Origin of the sequence: Amycolatopsis lurida (genome assembly GCF_900105055.1) — a bacterium.
GTDB classification, from domain to species: domain Bacteria; phylum Actinomycetota; class Actinomycetes; order Mycobacteriales; family Pseudonocardiaceae; genus Amycolatopsis; species Amycolatopsis lurida.
Window position 1 is genome coordinate 2,360,727 of record NZ_FNTA01000004.1, and the last position, 13,067, is coordinate 2,373,793.

The following is a 13,067-nucleotide window of genomic DNA, read 5'->3' on the forward strand; positions in this document are numbered from 1 at the left end:
TCCACAGTGGAGCCACGGTAGGCCGGGCGATTCAGCGTGGGGGAACACTCATTCACGGGCCGATGAACAGGAGGTTCCTGTTACCGGCGTCACCGCTGGATCCGGTCGACCACCACGACCTACGACCGCGGCTGATGAGCACGTTCGACGCGTTGGCCGTTTCGCCAGATGGCGGTGATGTCGCGGGTGTTGGTGATGGTGCTGGTGGGGTCGCCGTCGACGAGGAGCAGGTCGGCGCGGAGTCCGGGCGCGATGCGACCGCGGTCGGCGAGGGCGAATCGGTCGGCTGGTGCGCTGGTGGCGGCGGTGAGGGCTTCGATCGGGGTGAGGCCTGCGCGGACGAGTAATTCGAGTTCGAGGTGCAGCGTGGCGCCGTGGGCGGTGTCCGGGTTGGAGGCGTCGCTGCCGGCGAGGATGGTGACGCCGGCGTCCCGGAGCAGGCTGAGCGTCTGGTGAGGTACGTCGAGGTCATGGCGTGCTTCGGGGTTGAGGGGGAAGTCGCCGAAGCTGAGCATCTGCCGGGATGTGGCGTCGAGGTAGGGCTCGATGCGGTGGTCGGCAAGCAGTTCCGATGCGTGCGGCCTGCCGAACAGCCCGTCGAGAACGGCGAGGGTGGGGATGACCGCGGTGTCGCGCTCGGCCAGGAGGTGCGGCAGGTCCGGGTCGGCTGGGCGATCTACGAACAGGTGACCGAGCACGTCGACACCGGCGTGGACGGCCGTCGCGGCGTCGGAGGCGTTGAGGACATGGGCGATGGTGAGCCGGTCACGGGCATGAGCGTGCTCGACGAGTGCGGTCATGGTGTCTTCGCCCAGCTTGGGCAGGGGGGTTCCGGTCGTTGAACCATCGTCGATGAGGATCTTGATGTAGTCGGAGCCTTCCGACAGCCGGGCGTCGACGAACGCCTCGGCGTGGGCGGGTTCGGTCAGGGTGGGGAACGGCGGCAGGTAGCCCATCTCGACGAGGTACGAGCCGTAGCCCCCCGGCACCGTCGCCGCCGTGCCGGCGGTTCTGACGTCGGCCATGGCGGGCGTGGCGCCTGCCTGCCGGCGCAGGGTGCCGATCGCCGCCGGGTCGGCCATGAGGTCCAGCACGGTGGTCACTCCGAGGACCACTGCCTGTTCCAGGTTTCCCGGAAAGACGTGAGCGTGGGCGTCGATGAGGCCGGGCAGGAGGGTCCGTCCCCGGCCGTCGACGATCTCGGTGCCTGCCGCGACCGGCGACGGCTGGGTGGAGACCGTGACGATCAGCCCGTTCTCGAAGGTCACGTGGGCGTCGGGGAGGACCGTGTCACCGGTGAACACCCTCACATCGCGGATCGACACGCTCGAAGAGTAATCATACATTCGTGTATGTATACCATAATGATGGCGTGCGACGAACAGCCGAAGAGGCAGCCCAGACACGCCGAGCCCTGCTCGAGGCCGCGCTGGAGGTATTCGCCGAACGCGGATACGCGGCAGCGACCCTGTCCGGCATCGCGGCGCGCGCCGGCCTGACCCGCGGCGCGGTGTACCACCACTTCACCGACAAGGCCGAGCTCTACCTGGCCACGATCGCCGAGAACTGGGGCGCCGCGGCTGCCCCGGTCTGGGCTCACCTCGAGGACACCGATGCCGGCCCTCAAGAGCGGATCCGCCGGTTTCTCGTGGCGTTCTTCACCGCCTTCGAGAAGAACTTCGCCCTGCGCACCACATTTGCGATGTCGATGCAGGGCAGTGAGCTTCCCGAGCTCCAGGTCGGGCTCGAGGACAAGCGGCGGGTCATGGACGCCTGGGCCGAACAGCTCGCCGCGTTGCTGAGGGCGGCCGGCGTGGACCGCTCCGGTGAAGTGGTGCCGCCGGAGTCCGGCGCGATCGCGATTATCGCCGCGGTCAACGGTGTCGCCGCCACCTGGCTGGCCTGCCCCGACCTGTTCTCGCCCGCGCACCAAGCCGAGGCGCTCGCTCAGGCGGTCCTGCACGGGATACTCCCGCGCAAGGAGTGAGGTCCGCGATTTCGGGTCGTCATGAATCGGAGACGAGGTCGAACGGCACCGCAAAGCCGCGGGTCTTCCGCCGATCCGGCCGCATGATTCCGGCACGTCGCTGCCATGCTCCAGGCATGACCTGAAGGCAGCACACCGCAGCGTGCGGCCCCGCCCACGGGATAAGGCAAACGTGGCGTGGCGCCTCGGTCGACCTCGACGCCATCGGGTCTCCGTCACCACGCCTCTGTGACACTGTGCCGCAAAGCGCCCCCCTCAAGATCGACATGAAAGACGACGGTGCCGGAGCGAACCAAGGTCGCTCCGGCACCGTTGTCTTCCGGTCAGGGGCTTTTCGAGTGCTGCCCGTACACGGTGTCTAGCCGAAGATCCGGGCGCGTAGTTCTTTCACCGTCTGAACGGAAGCGATCAGGTCCAGGGTGTCGAAGTGCAGCGACCATGCCGTGCCGGTCGCGGTCCGCACCGTTCGCTCGACCAGGCTGAAGGGAATAGTGCGCGGGTCGCCACCACCGAGCGCCACCGCGGTGCCGATCCACTCCCGGTATTCGGTGCCACCCGCGGACACGGTGGCCCGCGGCTCGAGCCGGATGTCGCGGACCGCGCCGAACAACCGGTCCAGATATTCGGTCATGGCCCGGCGGCCGGAGATCGGCGTGGTCAGGCCAGGTCCCTGCAGAGTCGCCGTGCCGTCCACGCCGGCGACCAGGATCTCGGCCGCTTCCCGGTTCCATGCCAGCTGCCGCACGCGAGGCGGCAGGGGGGCCGCCGGAGCCGGATCGGTCGCCGACGAGGCGATTCCCTCGAAGAGGTTCCGCAGCGGGTTCACCGGATCCTCGACCGGGCGGAACATGTTGACCTGGTCCCAGAACCGCCTGCCGTCCTGTACCCGGGCGGGGTCCTTGCCCGCAGCCGGATCACCGAGGACGAGCCGGTGCATCGTTTTGAAGGAGACCGGCTTCTCCTTGATCGTGCCGGTGTTGAGCGCCTCGACGAAGACGACTCTCCCGTCCGGGCTGGAGGTGACGGTCTCCGGCACGAAGACATAGTCCGGAACCAGCCGGAGTACGCCCTCGATCTGACTTTTGATCCCCGCCCAGTCCCTGGGCGTTTCGAGCCCGCTGTCCCACAGGCGCGCCGTTCCGTCTTGGACGAACAGGTTCAGGTATGCGTCGACATCCTGCGCGTTCCGTCCCCAGTCACGGTAGGCGGCCATGAACTGCCGCACGTTCGCCGGCACTTCCGCCGTCGTCCGGTCCGGTTGCCGTGCCTGTGGCTCGGCGTTCGCCGATGTCGCCAAGATGACGCAGGACAAAACGGCCACCGTGAGGGCAGGGATGATGCGCGAAACCCGCATGGGTTTTCTCCGATCGCTTCGGGGGAAAGCCGCTTCTCGGCTCCGTCTCGGCGCGGGAACGTGTGGTGGGTAGGTGTTCCCGCTCTGCCCAAAGGATCTTCGAGACACCGCACCCTGTCGATTACCTCTGGGGTAACGAGGCGAAGGACGTGGCCTGAACTCGCCGCACGCTAAGCGGCGGCAGGGTCGCGCAGGGTGAGGCTCGCGAGTTCGGCGCGGGATTGCACGCCGAGTTTGGGGTAGGCCTTGTACAGGTGGTGCCCGACCGTTCTCGGACTGAGGAACAGCTGCGCCGCGATGTCGCGATTGGACTGCCCGGTGGCCGCCAGCCGGACGATCTGCAGTTCCTGCGGGGTGAGCTGGGCAAGCGGGCCGTGCAACGTGGCGTGCCCGCCGCCGCTGCCTGTCACTCCGGTGGCGCCGAGTTCGCCTTCCACCCGTTCGAGCCACGGCCTGGCTTGCAATCGTTCGAACGTCTCCTTGGCGGAACGCAGATGGGTGCTCGCCTCCGCCTTGCGGCGGGCGCGGCGCAGCCATTCTCCATAGAGCAGCTCGGTTCGCGCCTGCTCGAACGGACGTCGATCCTTGCCGTGCAGGGAAAGCGCGGTCGTGAAGTGGTCTTCGGCTTCCCGCTCGGGGCCGAGCAGGGCCCGGCAGCGTGCGACCAAGGCGTCGGCCCACGCCTGGCGCATGCTCCTGGCGCGCGTGGTGAACCGGTCGAAGGCCTCGCCCGCCCTGGCCGGCTCGCCGACCCGCACCGCCGCCTCGACCAGGTCGGGCACGCTGCGGGTCGCCGCGACGCCGTAGCCGCCCGGTGACTCGGCGAGCGTCGCGAACCGGGCCAACGCGGCTGCGGCGCGGCCTCTGCCGAGGTCGAGCACACCGAGGGCCCAGATGGCCCGGTGGGTGCCGGGGCCGTCGGGCGCGGCAAGCACGCTGTCGGCGAGATCGCGGCATCGCGTGTCGTCGCCCTCGATGGCCGTGACGTAGGCCAGCAGCCCGGCGTGCATCCCGCGCCATTGGTGCTGGCCCGTGTCCTCCGCGATCTGGTTCCCCTCGGTGGCCGAGGCGACGGCGTCGCGGTGGAGGCTTGTCGCGAGTTGCGCCTCGGCGAGCAGGAACAACAAGTTCGGCAGCCGCGCGATCCGGCCGGCCGCCCTGGCCTCGGTCACGGCCCGTCGGGCGAGCGAGAGCACGGCGGCGTCCTGGCCGGTCGCCAGCTCGAGACCGCAGACCAGCAGCAGCTGATGCGGTGCGTCCGCGTGCCGGCAGGCTTGCTCGCCGAGCGCGGCCAGGTCGGCAGGCCCGACGTCGCGGTCGAGGAGAACCGAAATCGCCGCGACGAGTAGCCGGGCCATCGCGCCCCTCGCGCCACCCGGTTTGTGCCGCAGATCCGTCAGCCGGTCGAGGCTCTCGGCCAGTTCGCGCTGTCCGGCGAACCAGCCGAAGTAGGAACCCTCCAGCAGCAGGTCCAGCGATTGGTCCGGCCCGAGCCCCGTCAGGTTCGCCGCGTCGAGCAGCAGCCGGTGCGCTTCACCCGCCCGTCCCTCGGCGAACCGGGCAACGGCGTCGACCTTGACCAGCCGGGCTCGCAACTCGGGATCCTCCGGGGGCTCGGCCACCTCGACGGCCAGCGAACGAGCCCTGGACACCTCTCCGGCCTCGGCGGCGGCTTCGGCGGCGAGCACGAGCCGGCGCGCTCGCTCGGCGACGGCGGGGCTGAGCTGCGCGGCCCGCTCGTAGGCCGTCGCGGCGGCGGTGTGGCCGAGGCGACGACCCGCGCGCGTCGCGGTCCGCTCCAGCTCTTCCGCCACCGCTTCATCCGGTCCGGTGCTCGCCGTGGCCAGATGCCAGGCGCGCCGGTCGGCGTGTTCGGGGCCGCTGAGCGCGCTGGCGAGTGCCTGGTGCAGTGCGAGCCGGTCGGCCAGCGGGGCGCCCTGGTAGGTCGCCGTCCGCACCAGCGGGTGACGGAAGCCGATGGTGCCGTCGGCGACGACGACCAGCCCGGCGAGTTCGGCCGGGCGCAGGTCGGCGACCGTGGCACCGAACACCGCGGCGGCGGGCAGTACCGTCGCGAGGTCACCGGTGTCCTCCGCGGCAGCGACCAGCAGCAGCCACCGCGTGGCGTCGGGAAGGCGGTCCAGCTGGGCAGTGAAGGTCGCTCGTAGCTTGTCCGTCAGCGGCAGGTGCGTGTCCAGGGCGGAGCCCGCGTCACCGAGGGCGGCGGGAAGCTCGATCAGCGCCAGCGGGTTTCCCGCGGCTTCGGCCAGCAGCCGGTAGCGCAGTTGCGGGGTCAGGTCGTCCGCGTGCTCGGCGAGCAGCGCGGTGGCGGCCGAGGCGTCCAGACCGGTCAGTTCAAGCTCCGGCAGGCCTTGCGCGGAAAAGCGCGACCGCGCGCCGAAGACCAGCAGTACGCCCTCCTCGGCCAGCCTGCGGGCAGCGAACATCAAGGTCTCTACCGTGGCACGGTCCAGCCATTGGGCGTCGTCGACGAGGCACACCAAGGGTTCGTCCTCGGCGAGACAGGCGAGCAGCGACAGCACCGCCAGCCCGATCAGGAACTGGTCGCCGCCGCCGGCCGGGGCAAGGCCCAAGGCGCTGCGCAGCGCCACCGCCTGCGCCTCCGGAAGCGCGTCGAGGTGCCGCAACGCCGGCCGCAGCAGCAGCTGCAGGCCGGCGAAGGGCAGTTCGGCCTCGAACTCCACACCGCTGCCGCGGAGCACTCGCGCGCCTTCGGACGTCGCTGTCTTCGCCACGTAGTCCAGCAGCGTGGTCTTGCCGATTCCGGGCTCACCCACCACCACGAGCGCCCCGCTGTGCCCGGCCATCACGGCCGCCAGCAGCTCGTCGAGGGCGCGGCGTTCGGTGTCCCGGCCGTGCAGCATGTCGCGAACCCTACTTATGCCGGTCGGCCGCTCCTGCCGGAAGTACCTATTCGTGACCGATTCCTCGGTCGCTGACCTTGCCTAACGTTCTCATCAGCAAGAACGAGCAAACACCGACCACGGCAAGGAGCACTCAAGTGAGCGACCTCGGCGAACTCGTCAACGACTACCTCGCGATCTGGAACGAGACCGACCCGGCCGCGCGCCGCGCCAAGATCGACACGGTGTGGGCCGAGGAATGCAGCTACATCGACCCGATGGCGGAAGCGCACGGTCGCGACCAGCTCGACGCCACGATCGGCGCGGTCCAAGCCCAGTTCCCCGGCTTCGTGTTCACCCTGGGCGAGGTCCTCGACATCCATCACGAGCAGGCCCGGTTCACCTGGGAGCTCGGGGCGGAGGGCGCCGAGGCCATGGTGGTCGGCTTCGACGTCGCGGTCTTCGAAAACGGGCGCATCCGCGACGTCTACGGCTTTCTCGACAAGATCCCCACACCTTGATCCCGGCCATGCCGGGCAGAGCTTTCCCACTTCGTGATCACCACAGCGCGACTACTCACCATCGGACAGAGGAGAACGAGATGACCGCCCCCACCGCAACCGTTCCGGCCACCCACGCCACGACCACGCCCGCCACCACGATCCTGCGCCGGGTACTCGTCCTGGACGCGCTCGTGACCGGCGGCAACGGCTTGATCTACCTGGTCGCGTCCGGCCCCGTCGCCGGACTTCTCGGCACCGGCGCCGGCCTGCTGCTCGGCATCGGCACCTTCCTGACGGCCTACGGACTCGCGGTCGGTGTGCTGGCCGCCCAACGGAAACCGTCGGTGTCGATGACGAAGCTGGTGATCGGCGCGAACCTGCTGTGGGCACTGGCCAGTATCGGAGTCGCCGCGTTCGGTGTCCTCGGCACGAACGTGATCGGCACGACCTGGACGGTGTTGCAAGCCGGTACCGTCGCCGGATTCGCCGCCCTGCAGATGTGGGGACTGCGGAAACTGCGCACCCACCACTGACCTACGGCACCACGCCGAGGACCGGGATCTCCCGTCCTCGGCGTTCGCCATGCCCTTGACCGCTCCTGACCCGGCCGTACTCCAGTGTCGCTTCGTGAGCGGACGCCTTGGCTACGAGTACGACGACGAAATCGACATCAGGCGTTTCACTCCACCTTCTTGTGCGCCAACTCGGTCGTCACGTCGTCGACCTTCCGTTCGAGGCGCGAATCGTTCCCGAGCAAGGCGAGCACCTCGTCGTCGTCCAGTTCCAGAAGTTTCTCTGCGCGAACGGTGCGCAAGGCCTCCACCTCGCCCAAGGTGCCAGTCTCAAATCGGCCGGCATGCAAGCGTAGACAACGTTCGACAAGCGTCGTTTGAGGGCGCGCTTTGCTTCCATCGACGTTGTAGGCTCGCCGCTCGCGACATGTCGATCTTGGGTGACCTGGGAGTTTTCGGTTGTCTCACGGCGAGGTCACCATGATCAGTCTCGAACTCTTGGCATTTCCTCGACCGTGCGAGCCAGCGGCTGCGGCGACCGGGCAGCGTGGGCTGGTCCAACTTCCTGTCTGAAGGCCCTCATCGCGGCATGAGCGGATGGTCGTCGAGGACGCCGGCGGGGTGGCACCCCTCCGGCCGTGGACGCCGACGGTGGCTGGTTTCAGACGTCGAGTGAATGGGCCGGGGTCACCTCTTGGAAGTGGACGATGACGTCGAACCATTCGGCGAGCGAACCACCGGAGAGGTGGCGGACAGCATCCTCGGCGGGGTTGTAGGCAGGGCCGACCAATCGGGTCTTCGCCGGTCGGTTCAGCCACTCCCGGACCGGGTCCGGGCTCGGGGCATGCAGATCCAGCAGATAGGCGTCCATATCGGTACTTCCCAGCGTGGCATCGACGAAATCGGCCGGCGGCGCGGGGACGGCGTAGGACGCCGACCCGTGATGGAAGGTCAGCCCCACCGAGCGGTGATCGGAGCCGAAATGCTCCCTGAGGTAACTGCCCGCACTGCGATCGACGTCCTCTGGCGTTTCAGCGGAGAGGGCCCGCGTCCTACCGTTCACCATATGCGCCATGCCACCCCAGTAAACGATCTTATGCCCGGTGTGTTCGTGCCAGCGGATCGTGTTGTCGGCGAGCAGCCGTTCGATGTCGCCCAGATTGTCGGGCAGAGGGGCCACACGACGTGAAATCCCCGCCACGTTGGCGATGCGGACCGGGTCGGCCGGGTTCTGCTCGTTGTGGCGACGCATCCAGCCGACGACATCAAGGAGTTCCCTGGTTCGCCAGAATGACCTGGCGCCGGCCAGCAACGCTCGAGGGTCACCGATTCCGGTTCGCACGTACTCGTCAAGCGCGATGCTCGTGATGTCGTCGCCTTCGAGCACAAGAGAACGAAATTCCAGTGCCTCGACAAGAAATCTGAATATCCGCTGGGAAACAGCGGAAAGCTCGTACGTGTCGCGGGCCGAAGCGCCGAGCGTGACCAGATTCGCGTCACGCACCATGTTGCGCAGTGGCGCCAGATCGGCGAGTGGTCCTTCGGGATCGAAGGTGACCAGGGGATGCGCGTACTGGTGGATCCACCGCGACGGCGCGTCGGTCCTCGATGTCGTCATAGGACCAGTCTCATACCTGCACTTTGGTAGAGGTCCAGTCAAAATCGTCGCCAGTGGGACAGGTCTCATCGCCGGCCACGAGGAGCGCCGTTCGCACATCGGCAGGACAGTGCATGAGGTGTCAAGGTTGCGGACGCCGTGTATGCCGCCAGGATGCAGTTCGGGTGCCGGTCGACGTTCTTGCGGGCTCGGTCGTAGCGCATGGTCGTGCGTGGGTCGGCGTGCGGGGCCGCGATCTGAACGTCTGGGAGGTCGACGCTCGCAGCCGTCGTGTTGCGCAGTGCCCGTCCGCGCGCACACCTCGCCGGTTGAGGAGTATCGGGCCATGGTCGCGTTCACCGACGGCACGGTCGATAGCCCGCCCGACCGCCGGCGGCGTTATCCAAGTTGTCCTGGGCATGGGCTCGTTCGAGCCGATGCTGACTGCTGCCGTGTGGCCACCGACCACACGAATTCCTCAGTGTGGCAGCGCACTGTGGCCCACAGGTTCGGCCGACCGGAGCCGCGAGAGGTCACGAGACAGATGAGATCTTCTGAGCCGTCGATTGCGAAGAATCCAGGCGCGATCCGCCCGACGTCCATAAGTCAGCTGTACATGGAAATAGTTGATGTACTCGGCGACGGCCAGAATCCACAACGCCGCGCCCAGCCAGAAACGACCAAGAGATCCCGACTGTGCCTCCACCACGATCGGAACGACACCGATCGCGATCAGCGCCACGTTTACCGGCGCCAGCACCCGCAGCACTCGAACGACGATGGTGAGGGCCACACGGTGACCTTCGAGTTGGCGGCGTTTACCCATCCAGTAGACGCTGCCCTGAACCAGCATCATCGCGGTGAGCAGGAATCCTGCCACGTTCGCGGCCGTCGCAGGCACCCCTGCCAGCATGAAAAAGACGACGAAGAACACCACGACACTTACCATCTCGCCAACCGCCAGGCTCACCATCCGCCGGCTCAGCTGCCGCCTCATGGTCACGCTCCTCAGTCCACGTAGGGTCGGCCCATGCTACGGAGGTATCTCCCTGAGCCGGCGGATGTCCCGTCAAGAGAACCGGCCACACCGTGTTCTCTGTGTGACACCGCCGGCGAGCACGCTACTTGAGTGGCGACCGGGACCAGGAAATCATCTGAGCTGAGGCGCGTCGCAGACTCCCACGCAAACGGTCCAGCGGGCATGAAGGATAGGCAATCCCAGTTTTCGTGGCACCAGCGCCATTTCAGTGCCAACATCCTGGGGAAAGTGTCATCAATTCTGGGACCCCGCAGCGCCAGCCGTGGTTGGCGCCGATCATCGGAAGTCCCGCGATGGGGCCGGTGGTCATGGACAGGTCCAGGCGTTCGAGCTTGTCAGCGACGAGTGTTATCACACCGTCGGCGGCCTGGACCTGGCCGCGGATCAGCAACGCCGCGCTGGCCCGGGCCACGACTTTGTGTCGTGCCCACAATGCACTCCTCGCCGAGATCGCGCGGTTATGCCAGATCTGGGGTGGCGCCGGAAATCCCCTACTGCCTGTGCGCAAGGGGAAGATCGTCGGATCCTCGACACCGAGCCGATTGACGGCGTTGGCGGTCTGCAGGACGTGGCCGTGGAACCACCTTTCCGAGTCGAGGCACTGCACCCTTGGGACTGTCCCGTCCCGATGATCGCAGCACACGAACCGCGTGATCAGTGGCGGCCGATTGAGGTCTGCGACCTCGACCCAGCAGATCCATGGGCGCCGACATCCCACAGCCCCGGCTTGTTCAGCGCTCGGCAGGGCCGCTGGCTGGGCGAAGTCGCCGCGATCGAGGCCACCATGGCTGCAGCGGCCCAGAAGCTTGGAGCCATGCGCGCCGCACGCAACCCGACCGTCCACCCCGGATTACCCGAATCCACTCCTCGGCCGGACGGTCGAGCGTGGCAGAGGCCCGCGCCCGGGATCGACCCTGGTCAGCAGCGGGTTCGAATTGGGGGCAGGTGAATTGAGGTCGGGAATATGTCGGGCACGATCGGGCAGGAATTCGCGCTCGAAGCGCCGCTGCAGGCATCGTTGCCGACCGACGAGTTCGACAGCACGCTGACCACGACACCGCAGGCCGATAGCTATGCGCGCGGCGCGGCTGATCGGGCAAACGCTCGAGGCCGGGGCGTCTCGCCGGACGTGGTAGGCCCGCAACCACGCCGCAGCAGCCGGAGACACCAGCGCGGAGATCAGCCTTGTCCGGAGTGGGCATCGCCAGGTACGTGAACGGCGGGGCTGGGTGATTCAGGTCACGTATCGTTTGGCGGGTATCTGATTGGCGTTGACCTAAGGGGAGGCGTCCACCCTGGGTGCATGACCGAGATGAATTACGGGCACCAGACCAATTCGCCTTGGACCGGTATGGTGCCGGTCGAGGACACGGCGCTGGCTGTGACCGACACTGGCGGAACCGGTACTCCGGTGATTTACCTCAATGGCTCGTATGCCGATCAGAAGCATTGGCGGCGCGTCATCGCCGACTTGGGTCCGGGCTGGCGGCACATCACCTACGACGAGCGTGCCCGCGGCCGGTCGCGGCGTTCGGCGGACTATTCCTTCGAGGCGTGTGTTCGCGATGTCAGTGCCGTTCTCGCGGCGCGGGGGGTGGTCCGGCCGGTACTGGTGGGTTGGTCTTATGGTGCGGTGGTGGGGGTGCACTGGGCGAGCCGGAACCCGGACCGCGCGTTGGGCGTGGTCCCGGCCGACGGCGCGTACCCGTACGACCTGTTCGACGGTGGCCGCATGACCCGGGATGAGGTCCGCCGCCTGTTCCGCCGGATGCGCTGGGCGTTTCCGGTGGCCCGTCGGCTGGGTTTGGCCGCGCGGATGTCCGCCGACCAGCACGCCGAGGTCAACATCGAACTCAACGAGGTCGTCGCCGAGATCAAGGCTGTGCTGGACGACCTCACCGTGCCGGTGCGCTGGGTGGTCGCCTCGGGCGGGAACCTCGGTGGTGACGCCGAGGAGATGGCAGAACAACGGGCCAACCTCGGCCCGGTGCTCGCCCGTAATCCGAACATCAAGGTGAGCGCGACCGTCTCCAGCAACCATTCGAAGCTCCTGAGCAAGGACTTCCGCGCCATCGCCAACGCCGTGCGCGAGGTCGCCGCCGTCGGCAGGGGGAGCCGTTGAGGCCGTGACGAGCGGTTTGACGATCGGTCAGGCGGCGGCCTTCGCCGGTGTCACGGTGAAGACCGTGCGGCACTATCACCGGCTCGGCCTGATCGAGGAACCCCTTCGCGACAGTCTCGGTTATCGACGTTACGGCTCGACCGACGTGCTGCGGCTGGTCCAGGTCCGAACACTGGCCGAAGCCGGCGTGCCACTGGCCGAAATCGACACCATGCTCGGCGCCGATCCGCACCAGTTCGCCACCCACCTGGCCGAGGTCAAACAACAGCTGACCGATCGGATCCAGGACCTGGTCGCGCGCCGTGACATGGTGGACCGGCTCGCCGCCGGGAACCGGCTCCTGTTGCCCGACCGCGCGTGCGCGTTGCTGGACCGCGCAGCCCACCTCGGCTTCCCCCCGGACTACCTCGCGCAGTCCCGAGAGAGCCTGGTGCTGGCCAAGGCGCTGGTCCCATGGGACTTCGACGACTTCCTTACCCAGATAGAGCACTCTCTCGACGACGCCCAGTACGTGGCCCTGCTCAAGCGCACCTGGGAGGCCGGCGCGTGGGAACCGGACGATCCGCGGGTCGCCGACCTCGCCACTGCCGTCACCGACCACCTGCTCGCCAACCCCGAGCTGCTGGCGATACCCAGCAGTCTCCAAGGCAGAACCGACACGGCGGTCCGGTTCGGATTGATCAACGATTACCAGGCGCGGATCGCGCCCGCCTGGAATCGACTGACGGCCCTCATCGAGGCCAACTTGCGCTCGGCCGACATCGACATCAGGGGCACACGACCTTGAACATTGCCGCCAAAACCCGGCCAAGCCCAGCCGGGCGCCACCGGCGGGACCACACCTCACCGAGGTTCCGGGCCAGTTGGTCGTCGGTGAGCAGTGATCGGGAATGCATCGCGCTGATCAGGGCAGGCCGGCGGGCAACGCCCCCGCACGCCGGATAATCACTACGCCGAAGCCGTCGCAGCGGCAGAGATCCCGACCATGTACCTGGAGTTCCGCGGATTAGTGCACGGCCTCAACGGCCTGGTCACCTCCTCCCCCACGGTCCATCAGGCGCTCTCGCGATGCACGCCAAGATCATTCGA

12 protein-coding genes are annotated in these 13,067 nt (G+C 67.7%); 5 read left to right on the forward strand and 7 right to left on the reverse strand.

Annotated features, from left to right (window positions below):
• Positions 1 to 119: 119 nt before the first annotated feature.
• Positions 120 to 1,325 (reverse strand): amidohydrolase family protein, encoded by a 1,206-nt coding sequence (locus BLW75_RS16070; protein WP_158005416.1) that lies wholly within the window; start codon positions 1,323 to 1,325, stop codon positions 120 to 122.
• 47 nt (positions 1,326 to 1,372) lie between these two features.
• On the opposite strand from BLW75_RS16070, the gene BLW75_RS16075 reads away from it, so the two are divergent.
• Positions 1,373 to 1,987, forward strand: coding sequence for a TetR/AcrR family transcriptional regulator (locus BLW75_RS16075; RefSeq protein WP_158005417.1), 615 nt, complete (start codon positions 1,373 to 1,375; stop codon positions 1,985 to 1,987).
• Positions 1,988 to 2,345: 358 nt separating this feature from the next.
• On the opposite strand, the gene BLW75_RS16080 is transcribed toward BLW75_RS16075, so the two are convergent.
• Positions 2,346 to 3,341 (reverse strand): nuclear transport factor 2 family protein, encoded by a 996-nt coding sequence (locus BLW75_RS16080; RefSeq protein ID WP_091597705.1) that lies wholly within the window; start codon positions 3,339 to 3,341, stop codon positions 2,346 to 2,348.
• Positions 3,342 to 3,511: 170 nt separating this feature from the next.
• Positions 3,512 to 6,226, reverse strand: a complete 2,715-nt coding sequence (locus tag BLW75_RS16085; RefSeq protein WP_034320158.1) for an ATP-binding protein — start codon at positions 6,224 to 6,226, stop codon at positions 3,512 to 3,514.
• A 137-nt stretch (positions 6,227 to 6,363) separates the two neighbouring features.
• Between BLW75_RS16085 and BLW75_RS16090 the strand changes: the two genes are divergently transcribed.
• Together BLW75_RS16090 and BLW75_RS16095 are read left to right on the forward strand one after the other, a co-directional pair.
• Positions 6,364 to 6,726 (forward strand): nuclear transport factor 2 family protein, encoded by a 363-nt coding sequence (locus tag BLW75_RS16090; protein ID WP_034320161.1) that lies wholly within the window; start codon positions 6,364 to 6,366, stop codon positions 6,724 to 6,726.
• 80 nt (positions 6,727 to 6,806) lie between these two features.
• Positions 6,807 to 7,241 carry a hypothetical protein gene (locus tag BLW75_RS16095; RefSeq protein ID WP_034320164.1) on the forward strand — a complete coding sequence of 145 codons (435 nt, stop codon included), beginning with the start codon at positions 6,807 to 6,809 and terminating at the stop codon, positions 7,239 to 7,241.
• A 146-nt stretch (positions 7,242 to 7,387) separates the two neighbouring features.
• Here BLW75_RS16095 and BLW75_RS43950 read toward each other — a convergent pair whose 3' ends face one another.
• From BLW75_RS43950 to BLW75_RS42290, 4 genes are all read right to left on the reverse strand, one after another.
• The gene (locus BLW75_RS43950; protein ID WP_279627445.1) at positions 7,388 to 7,522 is read right to left on the reverse strand and encodes a hypothetical protein; all 135 of its coding nucleotides are present in this window, start codon (positions 7,520 to 7,522) and stop codon (positions 7,388 to 7,390) included.
• Positions 7,523 to 7,881: 359 nt separating this feature from the next.
• Positions 7,882 to 8,838, reverse strand: a complete 957-nt coding sequence (locus BLW75_RS16100) for an erythromycin esterase family protein (protein ID WP_034320167.1) — start codon at positions 8,836 to 8,838, stop codon at positions 7,882 to 7,884.
• A 457-nt stretch (positions 8,839 to 9,295) separates the two neighbouring features.
• Positions 9,296 to 9,814 carry a hypothetical protein gene (locus BLW75_RS16110; protein ID WP_034320170.1) on the reverse strand — a complete coding sequence of 173 codons (519 nt, stop codon included), beginning with the start codon at positions 9,812 to 9,814 and terminating at the stop codon, positions 9,296 to 9,298.
• A 247-nt stretch (positions 9,815 to 10,061) separates the two neighbouring features.
• Positions 10,062 to 10,463, reverse strand: coding sequence for a hypothetical protein (locus tag BLW75_RS42290; RefSeq protein ID WP_143055326.1), 402 nt, complete (start codon positions 10,461 to 10,463; stop codon positions 10,062 to 10,064).
• Positions 10,464 to 11,159: 696 nt separating this feature from the next.
• Between BLW75_RS42290 and BLW75_RS16120 the strand changes: the two genes are divergently transcribed.
• Positions 11,160 to 11,978 (forward strand): alpha/beta fold hydrolase, encoded by an 819-nt coding sequence (locus tag BLW75_RS16120; protein WP_241783977.1) that lies wholly within the window; start codon positions 11,160 to 11,162, stop codon positions 11,976 to 11,978.
• Between the two features lie 4 nt (positions 11,979 to 11,982).
• The gene (locus tag BLW75_RS16125) at positions 11,983 to 12,765 is read left to right on the forward strand and encodes a MerR family transcriptional regulator (protein ID WP_034320175.1); all 783 of its coding nucleotides are present in this window, start codon (positions 11,983 to 11,985) and stop codon (positions 12,763 to 12,765) included.
• The last annotated feature ends 302 nt before the right edge of the window (positions 12,766 to 13,067 follow it).

Excerpts from the sequence above, each read along its gene's own strand:
- BLW75_RS16110 (WP_034320170.1), bottom strand. The coding sequence starts at position 9,814 with ATGAGGCGGCAGCTGAGCCGGCGGATGGTGAGCCTGGCGGTTGGCGAG.
- BLW75_RS16095 (WP_034320164.1), top strand. The coding sequence starts at position 6,807 with ATGACCGCCCCCACCGCAACCGTTCCGGCCACCCACGCCACGACCACG.
- BLW75_RS16120 (WP_241783977.1), top strand. The coding sequence starts at position 11,160 with ATGACCGAGATGAATTACGGGCACCAGACCAATTCGCCTTGGACCGGT.
- BLW75_RS16085 (WP_034320158.1), bottom strand. The coding sequence starts at position 6,226 with ATGCTGCACGGCCGGGACACCGAACGCCGCGCCCTCGACGAGCTGCTG.
- BLW75_RS16080 (WP_091597705.1), bottom strand. The coding sequence starts at position 3,341 with ATGCGGGTTTCGCGCATCATCCCTGCCCTCACGGTGGCCGTTTTGTCC.
- BLW75_RS16100 (WP_034320167.1), bottom strand. The coding sequence starts at position 8,838 with ATGACGACATCGAGGACCGACGCGCCGTCGCGGTGGATCCACCAGTAC.